This window comes from Streptomyces sp. NPDC101237 (genome assembly GCF_044767465.1).
GTDB lineage: Bacteria > Actinomycetota > Actinomycetes > Streptomycetales > Streptomycetaceae > Streptomyces > Streptomyces gramineus.
Window position 1 is genome coordinate 1 of record NZ_JBIWNY010000002.1, and the last position, 25,543, is coordinate 25,543.

Here is a 25,543-nt window from a genome sequence, read left to right on the forward strand (position 1 = left end):
AAACGCCCGGTTACATTCCGAACCCGGAAGCTAAGCCTTACAGCGCCGATGGTACTGCAGGGGGGACCCTGTGGGAGAGTAGGACACCGCCGAACAATCATTGGGAAAGGCCCACACCGTATGGTGTGGGCCTTTCCGCGTTTCCGGGGTCCTGCTGCATTTATGCTCGATGTCATGCGCTACGACCTGGTCATCTTCGACAACGACGGCGTCCTCGTGGACAGCGAACCGATCTCCAACCGGCTTCTCGCCGCCTATCTGACCGAGTTGGGGCATCCGACCTCCTACGAGGACTCCATACGGGACTACATGGGGTCCGCGATGCACCGCGTTCACGACCTCGTCGAGGCGCGCACCGGGCAGCGGCTGCCCGATGACTTCGACGACGTCTTCCACGCACGGGTGTTCGCCGCCTTCGAAAGGGAGTTGAAGCCCGTCGCCGGCGTCGCGGAGGTCCTGGAGCGGCTGACGGCGGACGGAGTGCCGTACTGCGTGGCATCGTCCGGGAGCCATGAACGGATCCGGGTGGGCCACCGCGCTACCGGGCTGGACCGCTGGTTCGACGCGTCACGGGTGTTCAGTTCGCAGGACGTGGGCCGCGGGAAGCCCGCGCCGGACCTCTTCCTCTACGCGGCCGAGCGGATGGGCGTCGCGCCGGGGCGGTGTGCCGTCGTCGAGGACAGTCCGCTCGGGGTCCAGGCCGCCGTGGCCGCCGGGATGGACGTGTACGGCTTCACCGCCATGACACCCGCCGACCGACTCCAGGGCGCCACCCGACTCTTCACCGACCCGGGGCAGTTGGCCGACCTGCTGGAATGACCGCCGACATCGCGGCGACGCTGACAATTGTCATGCCGAGCTCCGGACGATCGTTTCTACTGGGAGACCCCGTCCGGACGCGAAGCTGAGGGCATGACGAGGACGACGAACACCGGGTCCCAGAGCAAGCAGCAGGCCGGCATGCTGGAGAACCTCCGGCCGCTGATCGTGGATGTGGCGGTACCCCTCGGGTCGTACTACTTCTTCAAGGGGGCCTTCGGGATGAGCACCTTCGCGGCGCTCGCCTGGAGCAGCGTGGTGCCGGCCGCGCGCACCGTCTGGAGCGTGGCGAAGGAACGCCGGGTCAACGGGTTCGCGGCGCTCATCCTGGTCGTGAACGTGGTCGGGCTGGGGCTCAGCTTCGTCGCCGGTGACCCGCGGCTGATGCTCGCCAAGGACGGCGCGGTCAGCAGCACCATCGGCATCGGGATCCTGGTGTCGGTGGCGATGGGCCGGCCGATGATGACGGCCGGCCTCAAGCCCTTCCTGGTCAAGGGCGACGCGGCCAGGGAAGCCGCCTGGGAGCGGCTGGCCGCCGGAGGCGCGGCGGGGTCGGCCGAGTTCCAGCGCAAGGAGCGGCTGTTCTCGGTGATCTGGGGCACGGTGCTCCTGGTGGAGTGCGTCGTCCGGGTCGTCGGCGCCTACACGGTCCCCGTGGACACCATGGTCTGGCTGAGCACGGTCCTCCTGGTCGCGGCGATCACCCTCGGGATGATGGTCTGCGGCGGGGCGGCGGCCGAGCCGATGGCCCACCTGGTCACCGACGAGGTGCGGCGCCAGGACGCCGAGCAGGTGCGGCGGCTCGCGGTCGCCGTCTGAGCGCCACCGAAGTAAAGCTGAAGGAGATTCATCTTTGGCTGGATCTACCCACGAGTACGCCGGGGCCCTACGCTCGCCGCCATGACAGATGTGCTGCGGCGCGGTAGGGCCTCGCTGGCGTTCAGCTTCTTCACGCAGGGTGCCACCTTTGCGCTGCTCGTGACGCGCATCCCCGCCATCCAGGACCGGTACGGCGTCTCCGACGCGCTGTTGCCGGTCTTCCTCGCCGCCGTGCCGATCCTGGCCGGTGTCGGCAGCGTCACCACCGAGCAGCTGGTGAAGCGCGTACGGCCCAGTAGGCTGCTGCGCTGGTCCCAGCCGGTGGTGATGCTGGCGCTGCTCGGGGTCGGGGCCGGCGGGCAGGTGGCCGAGCTGGCGGTGGCGCTGGCCGCGTTCGGCCTGGCGGTCGGGGCGCTGGACGCCTCGATGAACATGCTCGGGGTGAGTCTGCAGCGGACGTACGGGCGCAGCATCATGCTCAGTTTCCACGCGGCCTACAGTCTGGGCGGGATCCTGGGGGCGTCGCTGGCATGGGTGGGCGCGCACTGGCATCTGGCGCTGTGGGTGTCGTACCTGCCGGTCGTGGCGGTTCTGCTGCCGGCGGCGCTGGTGGGGAGCCGGTGGTACGTGGACAGCGAACCGGCGCCGGCGGAGGACACCGAGGGCGCGGCGGGTGCGGGCGGCGGTGTGGTGTTCAAGCTGCTGCTGCCGCTGTGCCTGGTGATGACGTTCGCGTACATCGGCGACTCGACCGTCTCCAACTGGAGCGCGAAGTACCTGAAGGACGTGCTGGGCAGCAGTGAGCAGCTGGCCACGGTGCCGTACAACGTGTACATGGTGACCACGCTGGTCGGGCGGGCCATCGGGGACTTCGGGGTGCGGCGGTTCGGGGCCGCGGCGGTCGTCCGGCTGGGTGCGCTGGTGGCGGCCGCCGGGTTCGCGGTGGTGGCGGGGGCGTCCGGGGCGTGGGTGGGGATGGCCGGGTTCACGCTGCTGGGGCTCGGGTTGTGCGTGCTGGTGCCGCAGACCTTCGCGGCGGCGGGCCGGCTGTTCCCGGGGGCCTCGGACGCGGCCATCGCGCGGCTGAACATCTTCAACTACGTCGGCTTCCTGATCGGTTCGCCGCTGGTGGGTGCGCTGGGCGACGCGTGGAGCTATCGCGGGGCGATGCTGGTGCCGATGGTGTTGGTGCTGGTGACGTTGGTGTACGCCCGTTCGTTCGCGGTGCGGACGGACCGATACGGTGGCGGGCATGAGCGGCCGCGCACAGCTGATGTGGGACGAGGCAGTAACGGGCTATGACTTCGGTCCGGACCATCCGATGGATCCGGTCCGGCTGGCGCTGACCCGGAAGCTCGTCGACGCCTTCGAGCTCGACCGGGCGGTGAAGGTCGTCGCGGCGAAGCCGGCCGGGGAGTCGACGCTGCGGCTGGTGCACCGGGAGGACTACGTCGAGGCGGTCAAGGCGGCTTCGGCGGATCCCGCGGCGGCCGACGCGTCGTACGGGCTCGGGACCCTGGACGATCCGGCGTTCGCCGGGATGCACGAGGTGTCCGCGCTGATCGCCGGGCAGTCGGTGGGCGCGGCCGAGGCGGTGTGGCGCGGGGACGTCGAGCACGCGGTGAACTTCGCGGGCGGGCTGCACCACGCGATGCCGGGGGCGGCCTCCGGGTTCTGCGTGTACAACGACGCCTCGCTCGCCATCGCACGGCTGCTCGAACTGGGCGCCGAGCGGGTCGCCTACGTGGACGTCGACGTGCACCACGGGGACGGCGTGCAGGCGGCGTTCTGGGAGGACCCGCGGGTTCTGACGATCTCGCTGCACGAGCATCCCGCCACGCTGTTCCCGCAGACCGGCTGGCCGCAGGAGGTCGGCGCGGGCGCCGGGGAGGGTGCCGCGGTGAACGTGGCGCTGCCGGCGGGGACCGGGGACGCGGGGTGGCTGCGGGCGTTCCACGCGGTCGTGCCCGAACTGGTCGCGGACTTCCGGCCGCAGGTGCTGGTGACCCAGCACGGCGCCGACACGCATTTCGAGGACCCGCTGGCGCATCTCGCCGTCTCGCTGGACGCGCAGCGGGCCGTGCAGGTGGCCTGCCACGGACTGGCGCACGAGCACGCGGGCGGGAAGTGGGTCGCGCTCGGCGGCGGGGGGTACGAGGTGGTGGACGTCGTACCGCGGTCCTGGACGCATCTGGTGGCGATCGCCGCGGGCCGGGAGATCGCGCCGGAGACGCTGGTTCCCGAGGTGTGGCGGCAGGAGGTGTACGCCCGGACGCGGCAGCTGGGGCCGGGGAGGATGACGGACGGGCGCTGGCCGGTGGGCTGGGCGGACTGGGAGGCGGGTTACGACCCCGCCGACCGCCTGGACCAAGCGGTGCTGGCCACCCGGCGGGCCGTTTTCCCGCTCCGCGGGCTGCTGGCGTAGGGACGGTCTCGGGTGCCTCGGGCCGTGGTCCGGGGCGGGGCGGCCGTTAGGCCAACCGTGGGGTGTTCGTCTGTTTCCGGAGTCTTCGGCGGCTTGGTCCGTCACCATCTCTGAGGTGTCGAGTGGTGCTGCGCTTCGGGATTACCTGGTGTCCGTGGGGCTGGCGGGGGTGGTGGCTTCCGCCCGGGAGCGGAGTCTTGGGCGGTACCGGCTGTTCGCGGCCCGGGATCCACGGGTGTTGATCGGTATTGACCCGCAAGGAGCCTGGAGCGAGCGGGATTTGGTTCGCTTGATGGCGGGCAAGTGTGGGGTTTCGGACGATCCCCGATGCGTTTCAGGGCATGATGTGATCGATCCCGAGCTGACGGTGGCCGCGCTGGATGCCTTCGCGGCCCGGGTGCGGGACGTCGCCCGGCGGCGGGCGCCCGTGCTGTTCGGGACCGGCCACCCGCACCGGCTGATCGGCTTCTACGCCGGTCTCGCGCACGCGTTGTCGGCGGCGGGATGTGAGGTTCTCACCCCCGCGCAGGGTCGCTGTGTCGACATAACGACCCGGTTCGGTCTACGCACGCGCAGCCTCGATTACGTACAAGGTGTCGGGTTGGTGCGGGAATCGGGAGGTGAACGCCCCGGTTGTGCGCCGGGTGCCCACACGCACTCACCCCTGCCGGTTCGGCTGGCCCTGGACGCGGCGGCGGGCGGCGGCGGCCCGTTGCCCGAGCTGGTGGTGGGGGACCACGGGTGGGTCTGCGGCGCTGGTCAGCTCGGGTTTGAGGCCATTGGTCTGGCGGATACGGATGACCCCGCGCTCTTCGTGGGTGAGGCCGAGGGGGTCGTGTCCGTCGCCGTTCCGGTTGATGACGGCGTGCGGTCCGATTACTACACGCCGCTTACCCGCTACGTACTCAATCGAGCGTGTCTGTCACAGTAGCCGCCGATGGGTGCACCTCTTCCCCACTCGCATCACCCGCCCCTACATTGGGGAGTGAGCACGCAACGACGAAGAGTCACCGGAAGGGGAAGCCGGTGGCCCGTCGAGTGCGGAAGGTTCAGGTGTGTCATGGCAGCTGGCGAGAGGCCTCTCAACGAGGTCGTGTTCCTTACCGTGGCGGAGGTCGCCGCGGTGATGCGAGTGTCGAAGATGACCGTGTACCGGCTGGTGCACAGCGGTCATCTGCCCGCGATCCGGGTGGGGCGGTCCTTCCGCGTCCCCGAACAAGCGGTACACGAGTACCTTCGCGAGAGCTATGTGGGGGTGGAGACCGCCTGACGGCCGTTCCGGGAATCGTCCCGGAGCACCTCGATTACGACCTCAGCGCTCGGGCGGGTAGGCTAGCCCCTCGTAGGTCGTATGGGCCCATGGCGCCCAGCACCGAGTGATGAGAAGTGAGCGAGGGTAGTCGTGGGCTCTGTTATCAAGAAGCGGCGCAAGCGGATGGCCAAGAAGAAGCACCGCAAGCTGCTCAAGCGCACGCGCGTTCAGCGCCGTAACAAGAAGTAATTACGGCGCCGAGCCGCGAGAGCTTGTGTGTGGCCCCCCACCAGTACGGTGGGGGGCCACACGCATTTCCGGCCGCTACGGCGCACCCCGGCCCGCTCGGGGTCATGCCTGCGCGACGTCAACCCGCTAAGTTGGCCCGCATACGGGAACACGGAAGAAAGGCGCTGATCTTGGCGAAGGTCGTGCTCGTGACCGGAGTGGCCCGTCAACTCGGCGGCCGATTCGTACGACGGATCCAGCGTGACCCCGAAGTGGAGCGGGTCGTCGCCGTGGACGCGGTCCAGCCCGAGCACCCTCTCGGCGGCGCCGACTTCATCCGGACCGACATCCGGCAGCCGACCATCGCCCGCATCCTCGCCGAGAGCGGCGCCGACACCATCGTCCACATGGACGTGACCGGTACACCGCTCGGCAGCGGGAGCCGGACCACCGTCAAAGAGACGAACGTCATCGGGACCATGCAGCTGCTCGGCGCCTGCCAGAAGTCGCCGCACGTCAAGCGGCTGGTGATCAAGTCCAGTACGAACGTGTACGGGTCCGCGCCGAAGGATCCCGCCGTCTTCACCGAGACCACCCCGCCGAAGTCCCTGCCGAGCGGAGGGTTCGCCAAGGACACGGTGGAGGTCGAGGGATACGTGCGGGGGTTCGCCCGCAGGCGGCCCGACGTGGCGGTGTGCGTCCTGCGGTTCGCGAACATCCTCGGGCCCACCGCCGACACCCCGCTCGCCTCCTACTTCTCCCTGCCCGTGCTGCCCACGGTCCTCGGGTACGACCCGCGGCTGCAGTTCGTGCACGAGGACGACGTGATCGAGGTCCTGCGGATCGCCTCGCGGGAGCCGGCGCGGGGAACGCTGAACAGCGGCACCTTCAACATCGCGGGCGACGGTGTGCTGTTGCTCTCGCAGTGTTCGCGGCGGCTGGGCCGGCCCACCGTGCCGCTGCTGCTGCCGGCGGTCACCTGGGCCGGGTCCCTGGTGCGGACGCTCGGCATGAGCGACTTCTCGCCCGAGCAGATCAGGCTGCTCACGCACGGCCGGGTGGTCGCCACCGGGCAGATGCGCGAGACGCTGGGATTCCAGCCGAAGTACACGACGGCGGAGACGTTCGCGGACTTCGTGCGCGCCCAGGCCACGGGGCTGCTGCCGCCGCAGGCGGTGGCCGCCGCCGTCGACCGGCTCGCCGCCCTGCCCGTCCTGAGCGGCGGGAAGACACCGACGCAGAGCGCCAACTGAGGAGCGCAACACGATGGCGGACGCCAAGGTCATTCCGTTCGACGACGACCGGTCCCGCGGGGCTGCCGTGCAGCGGCCGGCCCGGCGCCGGGGTCCGGGGAGCCGGCGCAAGGGCGGCGGCGAACAGGCGGCGGTGCGCGAGTCCGGCGCGGTGCGCGAGGTGGGGCCTCTCGCCCGGCGGATCCCCGCGCAGGATGATGTGCACGTGAACCGGGAGAACGCTGAGACGGACGTGACGGCGCCGGGTGACGACGCGAGCCTGGAGCGGCGCGTCGCACGCGGTCTGGCGTTCCTGCGCCGCCGGCTGACCGGGGACTACGAGGTCGACGACTTCGGGTACGACGAGGAGCTGACCGACCAGGTCCTGATGTCGATGCTCCGGCCGGTGTACGAGAAGTACTTCCGTGTCGAGGTGAAGGGCATCGAGAACATCCCGGCCGAGGGCGGTGCGCTGATCGTCGCCAACCACTCCGGGACGCTGCCGATGGACGGCCTGATGATGCAGGTCGCCGTGCACGACCATCATCAGGCGAATCGTCACCTCAGGCTGCTGGCGGCCGATCTGGTCTTCGTGCTGCCGGTCGTGAACGAGCTGGCGCGCAAGCTCGGCCACACCCTGGCGTGCGCGGAGGACGCCGAGCGGCTGCTGGAGCAGGGCGAGCTGGTCGGGGTGATGCCGGAGGGGTTCAAGGGCATCGGGAAGCCGTTCAGCGAGCGGTACAAGCTCCAGCGGTTCGGGCGGGGCGGGTTCGTGTCGACCGCGCTGCGGCAGGGCGTGCCGATCATTCCCTGCTCGGTCGTGGGGGCCGAGGAGATCTACCCGATGCTCGGCAACGCGAAGACGCTGGCCCGGGTGCTGGGGATCCCGTACTTCCCGCTGACGCCGACGTTTCCGTGGCTCGGGCCGCTCGGCGCGGTTCCGCTGCCGACGAAGTGGACGATCCAGTTCGGGGAGCCGATCCCCACGGACGGCTATCCGCCGGAGGCGGCCGAGGACCCGATGCTGATGTTCAACCTGACCGATCAGGTGCGGGAGCAGATCCAGCACACGCTGTACAAGCTGCTGGTGCAGCGGCGGTCGGTGTTCTTCTAGCCGTACGGCCGTACGGCCGAACGGCCGTACCGCAGTTCCGCCGTGCGGCCGTGCGGTGCTGCGGGCCGGTGGGGGCCGGTCGCGCCCATCGGCCCGCAGCACGGCCGGATACAGCGCCGCGCCCCCAGGAGGCGGCTGTGCCGCCCTGGGAGCGCGGGGAAGGGACGGTCTAGCCGTTCGCGTCCTCGCTGTCGATGCCCAGGCCCGGGAGCAGGCCGGGCAGGAGCGGGGGCAGGGTGACGTTCGGTTCGCTGGTCGGGCTCTTGGACGGCGCGGTGCTGCCGCCCGAACTCCCGCTCTTCGGCGGGTCCAGGAGGCCGCCCGTGGTGCCGCCGATCAGGTCGTCGGTGGCACTGCCGGAGGCCGATCCGCTGGGGCTGCCGGTGCCGGACTCGTGGCCCGAGGCCGAACTGCCCGAGGACGACGGAGCCGTCGACCGGTGGCCGCCGGAGGATCCGGTGGACGCCGTGCCGCTGCCCTGCCTGCCGGTGCCGCCCGTGTTCTGGGACGGCTGGGGGAGCCGGGACTGCAGCGGCGCGACCTCTTGGTCTATGGCGTCGAAGACCGACGACACCTGCTGGCTGACGTCTCCGAGCTGGACCGGGAGCTTGTCGCGCAGCGCGCCCCAGGCCTCGCGGTGGGATCTGGCGAAGGCGGACAGCGCCTGCATGGGGCCCAGCGAGTTCGGATCGCGCTCGTAGGCCTCGTGCAGCAGTCGGTGGCCCTCGGTGACGTCGTGCTGCATCCCGGACAGGGTGCGGCGGATCTCGCCGATGGACTCGTGGTCGAGGTGGCCGCCGCGGTCCCGGTCCATCAGCCGGCGGGCCTCCATCAGCCGGGTGGAGGCCTGGTCGAGGTAGGTCTGGCCGCGCTGGTCGTCGCCGTCGGACAGATAGTTGAGCTTGAAGTCCTCGATGCCGCGCTTGAGGCCGTAGAGCGAGTCGCCGGGCAGCGCGTCGGAACTCGCGGCGGCGACCCCGCCGAAGGCTCCGGCGGCCACGCCGACGCTCAGCCCGCCCGCGGCCAGCCCCTTGGTGAGCCGGGAACGCGGTCGTAGTTTGCCCAGCGGGCCGGCCCGGTGTGCGCCCTTGGACCGGTGGGAGCGCTGCTCGGGAACCGACGTGTCCGCCGCCCCGCCCAGGGTGCCCTCCGCCAGCATGGCCTCCATCGCGGCCACCAGCTGGGCCCGTTGGACGACCTTGACCTCGGGGTCGAGCACTGGCCTGGGCAGCGCGGCGAGCTCGGTCGCCAGGGCCAACAGCTCGCCCTGCTCGGTCCGTTCGGCCCGATCCGCGGTCTCCAGCGGATCGCCCGCCGGTCCCTCGGGCCGCTCGGCCGCCGGGTCCCGGTCGGGCTGCTCCTCCAGGGCCTGGGCGAAGGCGTTCGCCCGCCGGTGTGCCGATACGTTCGCGATCACTGGCGGCACCTCCTCTCGTCATGACGGTCGACTCCCCAGGGGGTCCTGAGGGGTGCACGCCCGCGACCGGACCACACGATCGTGTGATCGGGGTCTTGCTGGACGTGACCACAGGGAGCCTGTATCCCGCACAACGAGCGGCTCGGCACTTGGGTTACGGACGTTCGACGATCGGCTGAGAAAGACAACGGGCCTTCACCAAGCGTGAGTTGACTGTCGCCGAGCGTGCCCGGCTCAGCGCGCGTCGTCCGGGAGGAGCCGGGCGAGGGTGCGCACGGCCCGGTACTGCAGGGTCTTGATGGCCCCCTCGTTCTTGCCCATCACCCGGGCGGTCTCGGCGACCGAGAGACCCTGGAGGAAGCGGAGCGTCACGCACTCCTGCTGCTGGGGGTTGAGCCGCCGTACGGCGTCCAGCAGGGCGGCGTTCGACAGGGACTCCAGGACGGAGTCCTCCGGGGAGCGCTCGACCTCGTTGGCGTCGAGCATCTCACCCGTGGTGACCTCCAGCCGGAACCGGCTCGACTTGAAGTGGTCGGCGACCAGGTTGCGGGCGATGGTGACCAGCCAGGCGCCGAAGTCGCGGCCCTGCCAGGTGAAGGTGCCGATCCTTCTCAGGGCGCGCAGGAACGTCTCACTGGTGAGGTCCTCGGCGGTCGCCTTGCCGCCCACCCGGTAGTAGATGTAGCGGTACACGGTGTCGCTGTACTGGTCGTAGAGGCGTCCGAAGGCGTCGGACTCGCCCGCCTGGGCGCGCTCCACGAGATCCATCATCCGGGCGCTGTCGCTGTCCGCGGCCGGACGGCGGGCGGTGGTCGCGGCGGTGCCGGCGCCACGGCCGCGTCTGCCCACGGCCGCGCTGCCGTCGGCCAGCGCGTAACACGGACCGATCGGTGCGGTGGTGGCGAGGGCGGGGACGGCGTACGCGGTCGGGACAAGGCCGCGCAGCGTCTCTTTGACCGTTGCGACAGTTGCGCGCAGCGTAGCCAGGCCCGAGGCGTCAACCCCGACGTGTGGGTACACGGGACTCCCAGAGGCAGAGCTTCCATCACGTGCAGTACGGAACCTTTCACCCGTCGTAGCGACGGAGGGGTACCGGTGTGCGTCTGAGGAGAATAACGCTTCGTGCAGGCACTGCTACACCGAGTTGCTCAAATCATCGATTGCGTCGCTTCTGTAACCGTTTTGGGGTGGTTCAAGTGCCGCAGCGTGATCGCTTCGTGATCAGAAAGGTGCGTGTTGAGGCGGACTCGGGGCCATGTCGGGAAGGCGCCGCGATAATTCGGGCGCGCGAGGTTTGGGCCGCCGCCGGGGATCGCCGGGGATCGCCGGAGTGCCCCCGGCCGAGGGCCGGGGGCGGGATCGCGCGTGGGGTCGCAGGTAAACCGCGGCCGGCCCGTGGCCGTCGCCCGCGGTGGTGCGGTGCCTGTCCCGCGCTAGCGGCGCCGTCGGCTCAGCGCGATCGCCGCCGCCGTACCGCCGGCGACCGCTCCGACTCCGGCGGCGGCCGGGATGCCCACCTTCGCCGCCTTGCGTCCGGTGCGGTAGTCGCGCAGCCGCCAGTCCATCTCGCGGGCGTGCTTGCGCAGCTTGGTGTCCGGGTTGATGGCGTACGGGTGGCCGACCAGGGACAGCATCGGGATGTCGTTGTGGGAGTCGCTGTAGGCCGCACAGCGGGACAGGTCCAGGCCCTCGGCGGCGGCGAGGGCGCGCACCGCCTCGGCCTTCGCCGGGCCGTGCAGGGGCTCGCCGACCAGCTTGCCCGTGTAGATGCCGCCCACCGACTCGGCGACCGTGCCGAGCGCCCCGGTCAGGCCCAGGCGCCGGGCGATCACGCCGGCGATCTCCACCGGCGCCGCCGTGACGAGCCACACCTTCTGGCCCGCGTCCAGGTGGGCCTGGGCGAGGGCGCGGGTGCCGGGCCAGATCCGCTCGGCCATGTACTCGTCGTAGATCTCCTCGCCGATGGTCTGCAGCTCGGCGACCCGGTGGCCCTTGACGATGGACAGGGCGGAGTCCCGCGCGTCCTGGATGTGCTGCGGGTCCTCGACGCCGGCCAGCCGGAACCACGCCTGCTGCCAGGCGAACCTGGCCAGGTCGCGGGTCTCGAAGAACTTCCGCTTGTACAGGCCCCGCCCGAAGTGGAAGATCGCGGCGCCCTGCATGACCGTGTTGTCGAGGTCGAAGAACGCGGCGGCCTTGGTGTCGCCGAGCACCGGGAAGTCCGGTTCGGCGGCGTCCTTGGGGGCGGCGGACGCAGCGTCGTCTGCCAGGAGGACTTCCTGGCTCTTGCGGGCGGCCTCCGCCGAGGCCTCGCCTGCCAACACGCTCCGCGCCGTGGCGGAGCGCCTACGGGGAGTGAGCCATCCGAGAGCGGCCATGTCGTGAGCATAGCCAGTTTGTTCGGTGGTCCCGGGGTCGCGGGAGTTGGGCGGGCGTGAACTCTCTGCGACCGGTCCGTTAAACAAGGCGGCGAGCAGGGCGTGGCGGGGCGGGAGAATGGACCGCATGAGTCCTCTCTTCGGCCGCAAGGCACCTGCGTCTCGTGCGCGTTTGGTCACTCTGATCCGTAAGCCGGGTTGTCATCTGTGCGATGACGCACAGGTCGTGGTCGAGAAGGTCTGCGGCGAGCTGGGGGTGCCCTTCGAGGAGAGGGACATCACCCGGGATTCGCATCTGCACGATCTGTACTGGGAGCAGATTCCGGTCGTACTCGTCGACGGTGAACAGCACACCTTCTGGCGTGTGAACGAAGAGCGCCTCCGCAAGGCACTGACCGACTAGTCCAAACGGGCCGGAAAGTCGCCTAGGATCGACGGCGGCTTGGTCTCGGGGGCGGGATGAGTGAGGAGTGTGTACTGTTTTGCCCCCATCCGAGATGGAGCGCGAGCGCCTGTACGCCGGTTCCCCGCGACCGCGCCGAAGGTGCGTGACCCCGGTCACGTTGGCCGGACAAATCGGACACCATCTTTGTGCACGCGTTCACAAAGACATAGCCTGCTGTCGACGGGGCGGTCTGGGAACGTGTGACCGTCCGCAGCCCCGCTCTACCCGCAGGAGCACCGTGGCAACTGGCCGAACTCACCGACCGGCGACCCGCAGCCGAGGGATCCCCGAGGCCACCGTCGCCAGGCTTCCGCTGTACCTCCGGGCGCTGACCGCACTGTCGGAGCGCTCGGTCCCCACGGTCTCCTCCGAAGAACTGGCGGCCGCCGCGGGGGTCAACTCCGCGAAGCTGCGCAAGGACTTCTCCTACCTGGGCTCGTACGGAACGCGCGGTGTCGGCTACGACGTCGAGTATCTCGTCTACCAGATCTCCCGCGAACTGGGCCTGACCCAGGACTGGCCGGTCGTGATCGTCGGTATCGGCAACCTCGGCGCGGCCCTGGCCAACTACGGCGGCTTCGCCTCCCGCGGCTTCCGGGTCGCGGCGCTCATCGACGCCGACCCGGCGATGGCCGGAAAGCCCGTCGCGGGCATCCCGGTGCAGCACACCGACGAGCTCGAGAAGATCATCAGCGACAACGGTGTGTCGATCGGGGTCATCGCCACGCCCGCAGGCGCCGCCCAGCAGGTCTGCGACCGGCTGGTGGCCGCCGGGGTCACCTCCATCCTCAACTTCGCGCCGACCGTGCTGACCGTCCCGGACGGCGTCGACGTGCGCAAGGTCGACCTCTCCATCGAGCTGCAGATCCTCGCCTTCCACGAGCAGCGCAAGGCCGGCGAGGAGCACGAGGGCACGGCCGCGCCGGCCCCCGCCGCCCACCAGGAGTCCACCGATCAGGGACCCGACGGGGACGTACCCGCCGTGATGCCGGCATGAGTCTCCTCGTCGTCGGGCTGAGCCACCGCAGCGCCCCGGTCAGCGTCCTGGAACGGGCCGCGCTCACCACGGACGCCCAGGTCAAGCTGGTCCAGGACACGGTCGCCGCGGAACCGGCCACGGAGGCCGCGGTCCTCGCCACCTGCAACCGCATCGAGCTCTACGCCGACGTGGACAAGTTCCACGCCGGGGTCGCCGAGCTGTCCACGCTGCTCGCCCAGCACAGCGGGGTCGGCCTGGAGGAGCTCACTCCTTATCTCTACGTGCACTACGAGGACCGGGCCGTCCACCACCTGTTCTCGGTGGCCTGCGGGCTGGACTCGATGGTCGTCGGCGAGGGACAGATCCTCGGCCAGCTCAAGGACTCGCTGGCCCTGGCGCAGGACCTGCACAGCGCCGGCCGGCTCATGAACGACCTCTTCCAGCAGGGACTGCGGGTCGGCAAGCGGGCCCACTCCGAGACCGGGATCGACCGGGCCGGACAGTCCCTGGTCACCTTCGGCCTGGCCCAGCTCGCCGCCGGCACCGACGTCGAGACCTGGGCCAAGGGCCGCAAGGCGCTGGTCATCGGCGCCGGCTCGATGTCCTCGCTGGCCGCCGCCACGCTGGCCCGGGCCGGCGTCGCCGAGATCGTCGTGGCGAACCGGACGTACGACCGCGCCGCGCGCCTGGCGCAGATCCTGAACGAGAGCGACGACACGGACGTGGTGGCCCGCGCGGTACCGATGGACTCGGTGCCGGGCGAGCTGACACGTGCCGACATCGCCGTCTCGTGCACGGGCGCGACCGGACTGGTGCTGACGGCCGACGTGATCGCCGACGCGGTCGAGGGCCGGACCGGCGCGCCGGTCGCCGAGATCTCCGACGACCGGCCCGCGCACGGCACCCCGAAGCCCGCCGTCGGCACCGTCGGCAACGACGAGAACTGCCCGCTCGACCTCACGGCCGAGCAGAGCGGTTTCTCCGTCATGGGCGAGGCCGCCGTCGCCGGGATGGGCGCCGCCGAGCTGGAGCAGCACGCGGCCTGGGTGGACAACGGCACCGTGGACATCCGCGAGGCCGGGCGCCGTACGCCCGAGGCCGACGCGGAGCTGATCGACGCGCTCGCCGCGACCGCCGCCCGGATCGGACGCATCCCCGAACTGCGCAGGCCCGAGCCGGTCGCCGGCCTCGTGCGGCCCGCGCCCGAACTCTTCCTGCTCGACCTCGCCATGCCCCGCGACATCGACGCGGCCGCGCACCGGCTCTCCGGGGTCCGGCTGGTGGACATCGAGTCGCTCGCCGAGGCGTCCGCGGACGCCCCGATGGCGGCCGACGTGGACCAGGTACGGCGGATCGTCGCCGACGAGGTGACGGCCTTCGGGGCGGCGCAGCGGGCCGCGCACATCACGCCGACCGTGGTCGCGCTGCGCACCATGGCCGCCGACGTGATGGCCGGGGAGATCGCACGGCTCGACGGGCGCCTGCCCGACCTGGACGAACGCCAGCGCGGGGAGATCCGCCAGGCCGTGCACCGGGTCGTCGACAAGCTCCTGCACGCGCCGACCGTACGGGTCAAGCAGCTGGCGGCGGAGCCCGGCGGCGCCGGGTACGCGGACGCGCTGCGGACCCTGTTCGACCTCGACCCCGAGACGGTCGCCTCCGTCTCCCGGGCCGTGGACAGCACAGACACGAAGGACCGACCGGAATGAGTGACAACCCACTGCGACTGGGGACCAGGCGGTCCAGACTCGCCATGGCCCAGTCCGGGCAAGTGGCGGAAGCCGTGAGCCGGGTGACCGGACGGCCCGTCGAGCTCGTCGAGATCACCACCTACGGCGACACCTCCCGCGAGCACCTCGCGCAGATCGGCGGCACGGGCGTCTTCGTGACCGCGCTGCGGGACGCGCTGCTGCGCGGTGAGGTCGACTTCGCCGTTCACTCGCTCAAGGACCTGCCGACCACGCAGCCCGAGGACCTGGTCCTGGCCGCCGTACCGGTACGCGAGGACCCGCGTGACGTGATCGTCGCCCGGGACGCGCGGAAGCTCACCGACCTGCCGCGCGGAGCGCGCGTGGGCACCGGTTCGCCGCGCCGCATGGCGCAGCTGAACGCGTACGCCCGCGGCCACGGGCTCGACATCGAGACCGTGCCGATCCGGGGCAACGTCGACACCCGGATCGGATACGTGCACGACGGCGAGCTGGATGCCGTCGTACTGGCCGCGGCCGGACTCAGCCGCATAGGCCGGCTCGACGAGGTGACCGACTTCCTGTCGGTCGACACGGTTCTGCCCGCCCCCGGCCAGGGGGCACTGGCGGTCGAATGCGCCGCGGACAACGCGTCGCTGATCGCCGCGCTCGGGGAACTCGACGACCCGTTCACCCGGGCCGCCGCGACCGCCGAGCGGTCACTGCTCGCCGCCCTGGAGGCCGGCTGCTCCGCCCCTGTGGGCGCGCTGGCCGACCTTCTGGCCGACGGGCAGATTGTCAAGGAAATGCGCCTGCGCGGCGTCGTCGGCACGACCGACGGCTCGCGGATGGTGCAGTTGTCCACCACCGGTCCCGTGCCCGAGACAAACGACCAGGCGACGGCGCTCGGTCGCGAACTCGCCACCGAGATGCTTGCCCAGGGCGCGGCCGGTCTGATGGGGGAGCGAGCACAATGAGCCCCACCAACCTTCCCGCCGGTCTTGAACACGGGCACGTCACCTTCCTGGGTGCCGGACCCGGGGATCCGGGACTGCTGACCTTGCGTGCCGTGGAGGCACTGTCCAGCGCGGACGTTCTGGTCGCCGAGCACGAGGTGCTCGACGTGATCAGAGCCCACGCCAGGCAGGGCGTCTCCGTCGTGCCGATGAATCCGGGTTCTTCCTCGGACCCGTATCAGGGCACAGGCACGCCTCAACTGACGGTTGTTGACGGAGCGTCAACAACCGCTGCGCTCCCGCCCGCGCGGGATGCCGCTCATCTTGTCATGGAGGCCGCACGGGGCGGCAGGCGGGTCGTCCGTGCGGTGTCCGGGGACCCGGGCCTTGATACGTACGCGACCGAGGAAATGCTCGCCTGCGTCGCCGCCGGTGTGCCGTTCGAGGTCGTGCCCGGTGTCGCGGCCGTGGTCGGAGTGCCGGCGTACGCCGGTGTGCCGCTGCGGGACGCGCAGGGCGCGGACGTCCGTTTCGTGGACGCCCGGACCGCCTCCGACCGGTGCTGGACCGAGGTCGGCGCCTCCGACGGCACGGTCGTGGTCTCGACGACCCTCGACTCGGTGGCCGCGGCCGCCGGGGAACTGGTCGCCGCCGGCCGCAAGCCGGACACCCCGATGACGGTCACCGTCGCCGGTACCACCACCCGGCAGCGGACCTGGACCGCCACCCTCGGCACGGTCGCCCAGACCCTGAAGCAGGCGAAGGTGCTGCCCTCCCCGGAGGGCGGCCGCCCCGTGATAGCCGTGGTCGGTGAGCGGTCCGCCGCCGCCCAGCGCGACCAGCTGTCGTGGTTCGAGTCCAAGCCGCTGTTCGGCTGGAAGGTGCTCGTGCCGCGCACGAAGGAGCAGGCGGCGTCCCTCTCCGACCAGCTGCGCTCGTACGGCGCCGTGCCGCACGAGGTGCCGACGATCGCCGTCGAGCCGCCGCGCACGCCCCAGCAGATGGAGCGCGCGGTCAAGGGCCTGGTCACCGGGCGGTACGAGTGGATCGCCTTCACCTCGGTGAACGCGGTCAAGGCCGTGCGGGAGAAGTTCGAGGAGTACGGGCTCGACGCGCGCGCCTTCGCGGGCATCAAGGTCGCGGCGGTCGGCGAGCAGACCGCGAAGGCGCTCGTCGCCTTCGGTGTGAAGCCGGACCTGGTGCCGAGCGGCGAGCAGTCCGCCGCCGGTCTCCTGGAGGACTGGCCGCCCTACGACCCGGTCTTCGACCCGATCGACCGGGTGTTCCTGCCGCGTGCCGACATCGCCACGGAGACGCTGGTCGCCGGGCTGATCGAGCTGGGCTGGGAGGTCGACGACGTCACGGCCTACCGGACCGTGCGCGCCTCGCCGCCGCCGGCCGACACCCGCGAGGCGATCAAGGGCGGCGGCTTCGACGCGGTGCTCTTCACGTCGTCGTCCACCGTGCGGAACCTCGTCGGCATCGCCGGCAAGCCGCACAACGTGACCGTCATCGCCTGCATCGGCCCGGCCACGGCCAAGACGGCCGAGGAGCACGGGCTGCGGGTCGACGTGATGGCGCCCGAGCCGTCGGCGAGCAAGCTCGCGGAGGCGCTGGCGGAGTTCGGCCTGCGGCGGCGCGCCGCCGCGCTGGAGGCCGGGGACCCGGTGACGCGGCCGAGCGAGCGGCGGCCGGGAGCCCGGCGCCGGCGCAGCACCACGTGAGGTAGCCGCGAGGGGTCCGAGGGGCTGTGCCCCTCGGACCCCTTCCGCCTGGGCCGCGGGTCCGGCGGGGGCTGCCGCCTGGTTCCTCCCCCAGCCCTCGGCCGGGGTGCCCCAGCGGCCGCCCCTGACGGGTGCTCCGCTCACGGTCCGGCCTTCGAGGGCGCCACCGGACGCACCGCCCCGGCGCGGGCGGGGCGCCGACGCCACGTCGGCAAGGGCGCCCCGGTGACGGGCGTAGCGTAGAGCGCATGACGAAGTACGGCTCCTTCCCCGGCTCGCGGCCGCGTCGGCTGCGGACCACCCCCGTCATGCGGCGCATGGTCGCCGAGACCCGGCTGCATCCCGCGGACTTCATCCTCCCGGCGTTCGTGCGCGAGGGCGTCACCGAACCGGTGCCGATCGCCGCCATGCCCGGCGTCGTCCAACACACCCGGGACACCCTGAAGAAGGCGGCCCTCGAGGCCGTCGAGGCGGGCATCTCCGGGATCATGCTGTTCGGCGTGCCGGAGGAGGGCAAGAAGGACGCCCTCGGCACGGCCGGCACCGACCCGGACGGCATCCTCCAGGTCGCGCTGCGCGACGTACGGGCCGAGGTCGGCGACGACCTGCTCGTGATGTCCGACCTCTGTCTCGACGAGACCACCGACCACGGCCACTGCGGAGTCCTGGACGCCGAAGGGCGCGTCGACAACGACGCCACCCTGGAGCGGTACGCCGAGATGGCCCAGGTGCAGGCCGACGCGGGCGCCCACGTGGTCGGGCCCAGCGGGATGATGGACGGGCAGATCGGCGTCGTCCGTGACGCCCTCGACCAGATCGGGCGGGAGGACGTCGCCGTCCTCGCCTACACCGCCAAGTACGCCTCCGCCTTCTACGGGCCCTTCCGGGAGGCCGTCGGGTCCTCCCTGCAGGGCGACCGGAAGACCTACCAGCAGGACCCGGCCAACGCGCGGGAGTCGCTGCGGGAGCTGGCCCTGGACCTGGAGGAGGGCGCCGACATGGTGATGGTCAAGCCGGCCGGGCCCTACCTCGACATCCTCGCCCGGGTCGCCGACAGCGTGGACGTACCGGTCGCCGCCTACCAGATCTCCGGCGAGTACTCGATGATCGAGGCCGCCGCCGAGAAGGGCTGGATCGACCGGGAGCGGGCCATCCTGGAGACCCTGACCGGCATCAGGCGCGCCGGTGCCCGGAACATCCTCACCTACTGGGCCGTCGAGGCCGCCCGGATGCTCGGCTGAGTCCCGGACGGCGGCACCGCGGGCCGCGGCTCACCGGTCGAGGGCGTCGCCGCGGTCCTGCTGCCCGTAGGTGACCCGCGGCGAGCTGTCGCAGTACCTCCCCTTCGCCGGCAGGGACGGCGTCGCCGAGGCCGACGCCGTCCCTGTTCCGGCCTCGGGGAACAGCGGTACAGCGGTGAACGCCAAGCCGGTGATCATGGTCCGGGGGTGAGAGTGCCGACAGGCAGGTCGGGGTGGTGCGGGCGTCATCCGTCGTGGAGTTCGGCTTGGACGCGGCGGGAGGGGCGGAAGGTGTAGAGGTCGAGGATGCCGGGCGGGTCGGTGATGCCGGGGCCTCCGCTCTCGACCCAGGCGGCGATGTCGGTGGTGGCGTCGGGGTCGTTGACCAGGCCGAGCCAGACGGGCCGTCCGCCGGCCTTGCGGCCTTCGGCGGAGGGCTGGACGACGATGACGTTGGCGCGCTCGCAGGCGTCGAGGCAGTCGGTGACGCGGATGGTCGCGGTTTTGTCGAGGGCGTGGCGCAGGTCGCTGAGCTGGGCGGTGTGGTCGAGGCCGGGGACCTTGGAGGTGCCGCAGCAGCAGCCCCGGCAGACGGTGACGGTGGGCCGTGCCGCCCCCGTGGTGGTGGGGGCGGCACGTCGGGTGCGTTTGCTCACGGGGTGTCCTTGGTGAGGCGGGGCCAGGCGGCTTCGCGCAGCAGGCGCAGGCCGTTGAGGCCGACGATGACGGTGGATCCTTCGTGGCCGGCGACGCCGAGCGGGAGGGGGAGGGTGCCGATCAGGTCCCAGGCGACGAGGGTGGCGATGAACGTCCCGGCGATGGCCAGGTTCTGGACGACCAGGCGGCGGGCGGTGCGGGAGAGCTGCACGAGGGAGGGGATGGTGGCCAGTTCGTCGCGGACCACGACGGCGTCGGCGGTCTCCAGGGCGAGGTCGGAGCCGGCCCGTCCCATGGCGATGCCGGAGTGAGCGGCGGCGAGGGCGGGGGCGTCGTTGACGCCGTCGCCGACGACCAGCACCTTGCGGCCCTGAGCCTCCCACTCCTTGACGGCGGCGGCCTTGTCCTGGGGCAGCAGGCCGGCGCGGACCTCGGTGATGCCGACCTCGGCGGCCAGGTGCCGGGCGGCGCGTTCGTTGTCGCCGGTGAGCAGGACGGGGGTGCGGCCGGTCAGGCGGGTGAGGGCGGCGACGGTGGCCGCCGCGTCCGGGCGCAGCCGGTCTCCGATGCCGAGCACCCCGACCGGGGTGCCGTCGGACAGGACGGTCACCGCGGTGCGTCCGTCCTCCTCCAGTTCGCTCACGGTCGTGCGGTGCGGGGTGTCGGGGGTGTCGGTGAGGAGCCGGTCGGGGGCGCCGACGGTGACGGTGCGGCCGCCGACAACCGCGGTGACGCCCTGGCCGGGGGCGGAGGTGAATTCCTCGGCGCCGGTCAGGGCCAGGCCGCGGTCGCGGGCGGCGGTGACGATCGCGCGGGCCAGGGGGTGTTCGCTGGGGTGCTCGGCGGAGGCGGCCAGGGCCAGCAGCGCGGTGTCGTCGAGGCTGCTGCCGGGCAGTGGGCGGATGTCGGTGACGTAGGGGGTGCCTTCGGTCAGGGTGCCGGTCTTGTCCAGGGCAACGGTGTCGATCTCGCCGAGGCGTTCCATCACGACGGCGGACTTCGCCAGCACGCCCCGGCGCCCGGCGTTGGCGATGGCGGACAGCAGCGGCGGCATGGTGGAGAGCACCACCGCGCACGGCGAGGCCACGATCATGAACGTCATCGCCCGCAGCAGTGCCGCATCGAGGGCGTCGCCGAAGGCGAGCGGAATGCCGAAGACGGCGAGGGTCGCGATGACCATGCCGATCGAGTACCGCTGCTCGATCCTCTCGATGAACAACTGGGTGGGGGCCTTGGTCTCGGAGGCTTCCTCGACCATCTTCACGATCCGGGCGATCACCGAGTCCGACGGCTCCCGCTCGACGCGCACCCGCAGGGCGCCGGTGCCGTTGACGGTGCCGGCGAACACCTCGTCGCCCGTCCGCTTGGCCACCGGCAGCGGTTCGCCGGTGATGGTGGCCTGGTCCACGTCGCCGGCCCCGTCGATGACCTGTCCGTCGGCGCCGACGCGCTCGCCGGGGCGGATCAGGATCAGGTCGCCGACCGCAAGGTGCTCGGTGTCCACCGTCTCCTCGCCGCCATCGGGCAGCAGGCGGGTCGCGGTGGTGGGGGCGAGGTCGAGCAGGCCGCGCACGGAGTCCGCGGTCCGCGCGGTGGCGAGGGCCTCCAGGGCGCCGGAGGTGGCGAAGATGACGATCAGCAGAGCGCCGTCGAGGACCTGGCCGATCGCGGCGGCCCCGAGCGCGGCCACCACCATCAACAGGTCGACGTCCAGCGTCTTGTCCTTCAGGGCCTTCAGCCCTTCCCGGCCCGGTTCCCACCCGCCGGTGAGGTACGTCGCGGCGAACAGTGCCCCCCACAGCCGGCCGGGGCCGTCCAGCAGGTAGACGGGCAGGGCGACCAGGAACAGCACCAGGGAGGCGAGCGCCCACCGGGCCTCCGGCAGCGTGAGCAGACGGGTGCGGCGCCGGGGCGGGGCCGGGCGGGGGCCGCCGGCGGGCGGCGCGGACCGCTGGGCCAGGACAGAAGACATGACAAAACAACCCTTCACGGGCGGGACGGGGGCAACCATCCCACCGTACAGGAACATGTGAATAGGTCTTCAAATGTCGCGGGTATGATGAGGGCCATGGGCCACGGACGCGACACCACCAGCAGCTCCAGCACCCGCGAGCGCCTCGACGCGGTCGGCACCGCCGACGTCGCCGCCACCCTCCAGGCCCTGGCCACGCCCTCCCGGCTCTACATCCTCGCCCGCCTCCAGGAGGGCCCCTGCTCGGTCGGTGACCTCGCCGAAGCCGTCGGCATGGAGAACTCGGCCTGCTCCCACCAGTTGCGCCTGCTGCGCAACCTGGGCCTGGTGACCGGCGAGCGCCAGGGCCGCAGCATCGTCTACTCCCTCTACGACAACCACGTGGCCGAACTCCTCGACCAGGCCCTCTACCACGTCGAGCACCTGCGCCTCGGCCTGCACGACACCCCGGCCCGCGAACCCGCCTCCGCCACCGTCGGCCGCTGAACCGAAGCCCCGCCCGTCGGCGCCTCAGCTCTGTCCGCCGTCGGCAGCGGCGGCTTCACCCCGACCTTCCGCCGGGCCGACGCCGGAAGCCCGCGCACCCCGGCCGGGACCCGCTTCCCGGCGCTCGCCGCCTCCAGCGCCTTCAACCGCCCGGCAGCGCGAGGAACGGGCGGACCGTGGCATACCGGGGCGGCAGGAGGTCAGGTGGCAGGTCCTGCTGCCGGTGTTCCGCACCGTGATCAGCACGTGGTTTTCGGCGGGCGGGACAGCGGCTGGACCGTGACGGCGGTGTTCGAGCCGTGGCACAGCACCTCGGAGGAGCCGCTGCCGTTGCCGTTGCCCTTCGGCGTCTTCGCGGCCGGGCCGCCCGCGGGAGCGGCGGACGACCCACCGCCGCCCGTGCCGGTGCCGGCGTCGCCGCCGGGCGTCCGTGAGGGCTTGGCGGTCGAGGCCGTTGCGGCCGCCGGCGGCCGGGACGCTCCCTCGTCCCGGATGCCGGTGCCGTTCTCACAGGCCGTCAGGGCGAGGGCGGCGACGGCGGCTCCGGCGGCGGCGAGACGGACACGGCGGGCGGGACGCATGTCGAATCCTCTTTCGAGTGGTGGCGTGCTTGGATGGCAGCAGCCTGCGGGCCGCTCCGTCCCGTCCGCCACAGTTGCCGGACGATCAGGGACGCCGGAACGGCCGCACCGGCTCTGAACTGGGAGAACATTCCTTCCCTGGAACGAGGGACCGGGATGCGGGGGACGGAGGAACCGTGTCGGACGGCGCTGCGGGAAGCGACTTCGCGGAGCTGTTGAGGGAGTTGAAGGACCGCTCGGGACTGAGTTACGGCACGCTCGCGAAGCGGCTGCACATGAGCACCTCGACCCTGCACCGCTACTGCAACGGCGCCGCCGTACCGGCGGACTACGCCCCCGTGGAGCGTCTCGCCCGGCTCTGCAAGGCCGGTCCGGAGGAACTCGTCGAGCTGCACCGGCGGTGGGTGCTGGCGGACGCCCTGCGGGGGCGCAGGGCGGACGCACCGCAGAAGCGGGCCGCGGCGGCCGGCACGGCCACGCAACCCGGACCGGACCCGAAGCCCGTACGAGAGCCGGAGCCGCGACCGCGGGCGGAACCGAAGGCGGAGCCGGTCCGGGACGCGGAGCCCGGGGCCGGCCCGGACGCCCTGCCGGTGCCCGAGGCGGTCGCCGGGACGGGCGCCACCCGGCGGCGGGTCCCGCGGCCCGCGCTGCTGGGCGGCATCACGGTCCTCGCCCTGCTCGGCGCCGCCGCCCTGGCCGTCCCGCTGCCCTCCGGCGGGACGGACGACAAGCACACCGGCACCACGGCCGCCGCCGGCGGGACCGCACCGCACCACACACCGCGCGACTCGGCGCCGCCGAAGACCGGTTCGTCCGCGGCGCCACCGTCCTCGTCCGCGTCCTCCACACCGGCGGCCCCGACCGGCCCTTCCGCAGACGGCGCCGCCCCGGACGGCTCCTCGCGCCCCGCAGACGGCGGCACGGCCACAGCCCCGCTCACCGTCGACACCCGGCCCTACAGCTGGGAGAGCCCCTGCTCCCAGCACTACCTGATCAACCGGGGCCCGGCCGACGTGGCACCGCCGCCGCTGGAGACCGACGCGACCGCGTGGGTGAGCGCGCACCAGGCGGTCTCCTCGGGCGAGCAGTACGTCACGCTCACCGTGCAGGGCAGCGGGCGGCAGACCGTGGTGCTGGAAGGCCTCACGGTCCGTACGGTCCAACGGAGTTCGCCGCTCGCCTGGAACGACTACGCGATGGGGTACCCGGGCGTCGGCTGCGGCGGTGACGTGCCCACCCGTTCCTTCACCGTCGCCCTGGACGCGATGCGGCCCGCGGTCGTGCCGGAGGCGGGGCACCGGGACTTCCCCTTCAAGGTGAGCGGCTCCGACCCCGAGGTGTTCTACATCACGGCCGACGCCTCGGCGTACTCGGTCGGCTGGTACCTGGAGCTGTCCTGGTCCAGCGGGTCACGGCACGGGACGCTGCGGATCGACGACAGGGGGCGGCCGTTCCGCACGAGCGGCGACAACGGGCGGCCCGCCTACGAGTTCCCGCTGGGCGGCGAGGCCTGGCGGCCCGCGTCGTCGCCGTCGGCGGGGTGAGACAGCGAAGCGGCCGAGGGACCCTCGTCGCGTACGCCCTCGCCGTCCCGGCAGCCGCTCAGGGCGGTCGCGGCGACCAGCGCCAGGACCGCCGCCGCCAGGAGACGGCGGCGGGCGGCCGGTGCGGTGTGCTGGGCGGACATGCGAGGGCTCCCTTGACGTCGTCGGCGTGCTCGGCACGATCGGCGTGACCGGCTCGGCCCTCGGGGCCGGCGATCTCGGTGTGCCCCCAGCCTGTGCGCCGCGGCGCCCGGATCGCCAGACCTGCCGGACGATCCGGGACGACCGAACCCGGTCCACCACCGTGACCTGCGCGGATCCCGGGCCGTGGGACGCCGGGACGGGACGCGCGGGTGACCCGAACGGGCGACCTGGTGCCGTTCGTCCGCATCGCGGAATCACCGGTGTAGACGGCATCCATCTCTCTGGGCTCCGGCCAAGACGAGGATCGGCCCGAGGAGCCGTCCATCACCGTCACCGGTGCCCCCGCCGCCCCGCCGCCGCTCGCGGCCCGTGCCCGCGCCGTCGGCGGTTCGCCGGTACGGGAGATCCTCGCGGTCACCGCACGCCCCGAGGTGATCAACTTCGCGGGCGGGCTGCCCGCCCCCGAACTCTTCGACCGGGACGGCATCGCGGCCGCCCTGTGCTTCGTGACCCGGACCCCCGAGGAGATCGCGGAGGGACTGCGCAGGCCGGCCGCGGGGCTCAGGGGCTGAGTCGGCTCAGTCCCACCAGAAGTGCCACAGCCGCTCCCCGACCAGCTGCTCCGCGTACGACGACAGCGTGTCGTCGGGGCCGGGCAGCACGCTGTACGGGCAGAACGCGAAGTGCTCGGCGGCCACCGCCTCCGCCTCGTCGAGGCCGGCGGGCGGCGCGGCCACGGAGACGGCGAGGTGGTCCAGGCCGAGGGCCACCACCCGTATCCCGAAGCGGTCCTCCCAGGAACGCAGCACCGCGCACAGCCGGGCCACGTCCTCCTCGTGGTTCACGGGCCCGCTCCAGCCGATGGCCGCCGGTATGTCCGCGCTGCGCCGGGCCGGTACCAGCGCGAGGTGCGGCTCCTTCAGCCAGGGCCGGCCCTGGCTGAGCGCGTCGGCGACGTCGGCGGCCCGCGTGTCCGGGTCGGCGACCAGCTTCGGGGCGGGGGCCAACCCCGGCCACTCCTCGTCGTCCGGCGGGTCCTCCTCCCAGTAGTCCTCCAGCACCTCGTCGGCGTCGTGGTCGCCGGGGTACGAGGTGTCCTCGGGCGCGAACTCCCAGTCGTCGACCTCCGAGACGTCGATCAGCACCGGCAGCAGTCCCGCGCGGCCGGCCGGCGCGCCCAGCGCCGTCCAGGTCCCGGGACCGGCGGGCTGCCCCGCGTACCACAGCAACGGCTGGTGCCACGGACCGTCCAGGGTCTCGTCCAGCAGTGTCCCGGGCGGGAGTTGGAGCCCCAGGGACCGGCCGCTCGGGTCGGTCGCCAGCTTGGGCAGCGGGTTGGGAAGAGTCGCCATGGCGATGACTGTAGGGGCGCCCACTGACAACGGCACGGCGGCCCGCCCCCTCGACGGAGGGGACGGGCCGCCGTGCCGTGCCGTGCC

General features: G+C 72.1%; 26 protein-coding genes, 1 rRNA gene and 1 pseudogene. 19 read left to right on the forward strand and 9 right to left on the reverse strand.

The genetic code is table 11. The features are described from left to right. The 10 genes from rrf to ACIRQ9_RS02895 all read left to right on the forward strand — a co-directional run. Window positions 1-95, forward strand: a 5S ribosomal RNA gene (rrf, locus tag ACIRQ9_RS02850); the annotation flags it as partial. A gap of 79 nt (window positions 96-174) precedes the next feature. Continuing rightward, complete coding sequence (locus ACIRQ9_RS02855) at window positions 175-819, forward strand: HAD family hydrolase (RefSeq protein ID WP_404166417.1); 645 nt, start codon at window positions 175-177, stop codon at window positions 817-819. A gap of 93 nt (window positions 820-912) precedes the next feature. Beyond that, entirely contained in the window at window positions 913-1,638 is a 726-nt protein-coding gene (locus tag ACIRQ9_RS02860; RefSeq protein ID WP_404166419.1) for a VC0807 family protein, read from the forward strand. An 81-nt stretch (window positions 1,639-1,719) separates the two neighbouring features. Beyond that, window positions 1,720-2,940 carry an MFS transporter gene (locus ACIRQ9_RS02865; protein WP_404166422.1) on the forward strand — a complete coding sequence of 407 codons (1,221 nt, stop codon included), beginning with the start codon at window positions 1,720-1,722 and terminating at the stop codon, window positions 2,938-2,940. Continuing rightward, window positions 2,891-4,063: an acetoin utilization protein AcuC gene (locus ACIRQ9_RS02870; protein WP_404166425.1), complete on the forward strand. Its 1,173-nt coding sequence runs from the start codon at window positions 2,891-2,893 to the stop codon at window positions 4,061-4,063. The genes ACIRQ9_RS02865 and ACIRQ9_RS02870 overlap by 50 nt, the downstream gene beginning before the upstream one ends. Window positions 4,064-4,178: 115 nt before the next feature. Further along, a complete protein-coding gene (locus ACIRQ9_RS02875) occupies window positions 4,179-4,994 on the forward strand; it encodes a phosphatase (protein ID WP_404166428.1) in 816 nt (271 codons plus the stop codon). A 129-nt stretch (window positions 4,995-5,123) separates the two neighbouring features. After that, window positions 5,124-5,333, forward strand: coding sequence for a helix-turn-helix domain-containing protein (locus tag ACIRQ9_RS02880; RefSeq protein ID WP_067299677.1), 210 nt, complete (start codon window positions 5,124-5,126; stop codon window positions 5,331-5,333). Between the two features lie 132 nt (window positions 5,334-5,465). Then, the gene (locus ACIRQ9_RS02885) at window positions 5,466-5,564 is read left to right on the forward strand and encodes a 30S ribosomal protein bS22 (RefSeq protein WP_003948845.1); all 99 of its coding nucleotides are present in this window, start codon (window positions 5,466-5,468) and stop codon (window positions 5,562-5,564) included. A 170-nt stretch (window positions 5,565-5,734) separates the two neighbouring features. After that, complete coding sequence (locus tag ACIRQ9_RS02890; RefSeq protein WP_404166431.1) at window positions 5,735-6,796, forward strand: NAD-dependent epimerase/dehydratase family protein; 1,062 nt, start codon at window positions 5,735-5,737, stop codon at window positions 6,794-6,796. A gap of 13 nt (window positions 6,797-6,809) precedes the next feature. Next, window positions 6,810-7,889, forward strand: a complete 1,080-nt coding sequence (locus tag ACIRQ9_RS02895) for a lysophospholipid acyltransferase family protein (protein ID WP_404166434.1) — start codon at window positions 6,810-6,812, stop codon at window positions 7,887-7,889. A gap of 169 nt (window positions 7,890-8,058) precedes the next feature. Here ACIRQ9_RS02895 and ACIRQ9_RS02900 read toward each other — a convergent pair whose 3' ends face one another. The 3 genes from ACIRQ9_RS02900 to ACIRQ9_RS02910 form a co-directional block, all read right to left on the reverse strand. Continuing rightward, on the reverse strand, window positions 8,059-9,306 hold the full coding sequence (locus tag ACIRQ9_RS02900) for a DUF5667 domain-containing protein (protein WP_404166437.1): 1,248 nt from the start codon (window positions 9,304-9,306) through the stop codon (window positions 8,059-8,061). A 234-nt stretch (window positions 9,307-9,540) separates the two neighbouring features. After that, window positions 9,541-10,326, reverse strand: coding sequence for an ECF subfamily RNA polymerase sigma factor, BldN family (locus tag ACIRQ9_RS02905; protein WP_404166440.1), 786 nt, complete (start codon window positions 10,324-10,326; stop codon window positions 9,541-9,543). 413 nt (window positions 10,327-10,739) lie between these two features. Then, window positions 10,740-11,684, reverse strand: coding sequence for an HAD family hydrolase (locus ACIRQ9_RS02910; protein WP_404166443.1), 945 nt, complete (start codon window positions 11,682-11,684; stop codon window positions 10,740-10,742). A 127-nt stretch (window positions 11,685-11,811) separates the two neighbouring features. Between ACIRQ9_RS02910 and ACIRQ9_RS02915 the strand changes: the two genes are divergently transcribed. The 6 genes from ACIRQ9_RS02915 to hemB all read left to right on the forward strand — a co-directional run bounded on the left by ACIRQ9_RS02915 (window position 11,812) and on the right by hemB (window position 18,717). Next, a complete protein-coding gene (locus ACIRQ9_RS02915; protein ID WP_404166446.1) occupies window positions 11,812-12,087 on the forward strand; it encodes a glutaredoxin family protein in 276 nt (91 codons plus the stop codon). A gap of 280 nt (window positions 12,088-12,367) precedes the next feature. Further along, a complete protein-coding gene (locus ACIRQ9_RS02920) occupies window positions 12,368-13,126 on the forward strand; it encodes a redox-sensing transcriptional repressor Rex (protein WP_404166449.1) in 759 nt (252 codons plus the stop codon). Continuing rightward, the gene (locus ACIRQ9_RS02925; RefSeq protein WP_404166452.1) at window positions 13,123-14,817 is read left to right on the forward strand and encodes a glutamyl-tRNA reductase; all 1,695 of its coding nucleotides are present in this window, start codon (window positions 13,123-13,125) and stop codon (window positions 14,815-14,817) included. The genes ACIRQ9_RS02920 and ACIRQ9_RS02925 overlap by 4 nt, the downstream gene beginning before the upstream one ends. Further along, window positions 14,814-15,773 (forward strand): hydroxymethylbilane synthase, encoded by a 960-nt coding sequence (gene hemC / locus ACIRQ9_RS02930; RefSeq protein WP_404166455.1) that lies wholly within the window; start codon window positions 14,814-14,816, stop codon window positions 15,771-15,773. Before ACIRQ9_RS02925 ends, hemC begins: the two co-directional genes overlap by 4 nt. Then, window positions 15,770-17,476 carry a uroporphyrinogen-III synthase gene (locus ACIRQ9_RS02935; protein WP_404166458.1) on the forward strand — a complete coding sequence of 569 codons (1,707 nt, stop codon included), beginning with the start codon at window positions 15,770-15,772 and terminating at the stop codon, window positions 17,474-17,476. The genes hemC and ACIRQ9_RS02935 overlap by 4 nt, the downstream gene beginning before the upstream one ends. A 248-nt stretch (window positions 17,477-17,724) precedes the next feature. Next, the gene (gene hemB / locus ACIRQ9_RS02940) at window positions 17,725-18,717 is read left to right on the forward strand and encodes a porphobilinogen synthase (RefSeq protein ID WP_404166461.1); all 993 of its coding nucleotides are present in this window, start codon (window positions 17,725-17,727) and stop codon (window positions 18,715-18,717) included. Between the two features lie 30 nt (window positions 18,718-18,747). Here the strand turns inward: hemB and ACIRQ9_RS02945 are convergent, their stop codons facing one another. The 3 genes from ACIRQ9_RS02945 to ACIRQ9_RS02955 are packed head-to-tail and all read right to left on the reverse strand — an operon-like array spanning window position 18,748 to window position 21,346. Continuing rightward, window positions 18,748-18,915 (reverse strand): hypothetical protein, encoded by a 168-nt coding sequence (locus ACIRQ9_RS02945; RefSeq protein WP_404166465.1) that lies wholly within the window; start codon window positions 18,913-18,915, stop codon window positions 18,748-18,750. Between the two features lie 47 nt (window positions 18,916-18,962). Continuing rightward, window positions 18,963-19,373, reverse strand: a complete 411-nt coding sequence (locus tag ACIRQ9_RS02950; protein WP_404166468.1) for a (2Fe-2S) ferredoxin domain-containing protein — start codon at window positions 19,371-19,373, stop codon at window positions 18,963-18,965. Continuing rightward, entirely contained in the window at window positions 19,370-21,346 is a 1,977-nt protein-coding gene (locus ACIRQ9_RS02955) for a heavy metal translocating P-type ATPase (RefSeq protein ID WP_404166471.1), read from the reverse strand. The genes ACIRQ9_RS02950 and ACIRQ9_RS02955 overlap by 4 nt, the downstream gene beginning before the upstream one ends. Window positions 21,347-21,442: 96 nt before the next feature. Here ACIRQ9_RS02955 and ACIRQ9_RS02960 point away from each other — a divergent pair, with 96 nt between their 5' ends. After that, window positions 21,443-21,832, forward strand: coding sequence for an ArsR/SmtB family transcription factor (locus ACIRQ9_RS02960; RefSeq protein WP_404166474.1), 390 nt, complete (start codon window positions 21,443-21,445; stop codon window positions 21,830-21,832). 239 nt (window positions 21,833-22,071) lie between these two features. Here the strand turns inward: ACIRQ9_RS02960 and ACIRQ9_RS02965 are convergent, their stop codons facing one another. Continuing rightward, window positions 22,072-22,413, reverse strand: coding sequence for a hypothetical protein (locus ACIRQ9_RS02965; RefSeq protein ID WP_404167550.1), 342 nt, complete (start codon window positions 22,411-22,413; stop codon window positions 22,072-22,074). Window positions 22,414-22,589: 176 nt separating this feature from the next. Between ACIRQ9_RS02965 and ACIRQ9_RS02970 the strand changes: the two genes are divergently transcribed. Further along, window positions 22,590-23,960: a helix-turn-helix domain-containing protein gene (locus ACIRQ9_RS02970; RefSeq protein ID WP_404166477.1), complete on the forward strand. Its 1,371-nt coding sequence runs from the start codon at window positions 22,590-22,592 to the stop codon at window positions 23,958-23,960. On the opposite strand, the gene ACIRQ9_RS02975 is transcribed toward ACIRQ9_RS02970, so the two are convergent. After that, window positions 23,900-24,103 (reverse strand): hypothetical protein, encoded by a 204-nt coding sequence (locus ACIRQ9_RS02975; RefSeq protein WP_404166480.1) that lies wholly within the window; start codon window positions 24,101-24,103, stop codon window positions 23,900-23,902. The two genes, ACIRQ9_RS02970 and ACIRQ9_RS02975, sit on opposite strands and share 61 nt — an antisense overlap. Before the next feature lie 324 nt (window positions 24,104-24,427). On the opposite strand from ACIRQ9_RS02975, the pseudogene ACIRQ9_RS02980 reads away from it, so the two are divergent. After that, window positions 24,428-24,601, forward strand: a pseudogene (locus ACIRQ9_RS02980) (PLP-dependent aminotransferase family protein); the annotation flags it as partial. 81 nt (window positions 24,602-24,682) lie between these two features. Here ACIRQ9_RS02980 and ACIRQ9_RS02985 read toward each other — a convergent pair. After that, window positions 24,683-25,456 carry a DUF4253 domain-containing protein gene (locus ACIRQ9_RS02985; protein ID WP_404166483.1) on the reverse strand — a complete coding sequence of 258 codons (774 nt, stop codon included), beginning with the start codon at window positions 25,454-25,456 and terminating at the stop codon, window positions 24,683-24,685. Window positions 25,457-25,543 lie beyond the last annotated feature (87 nt).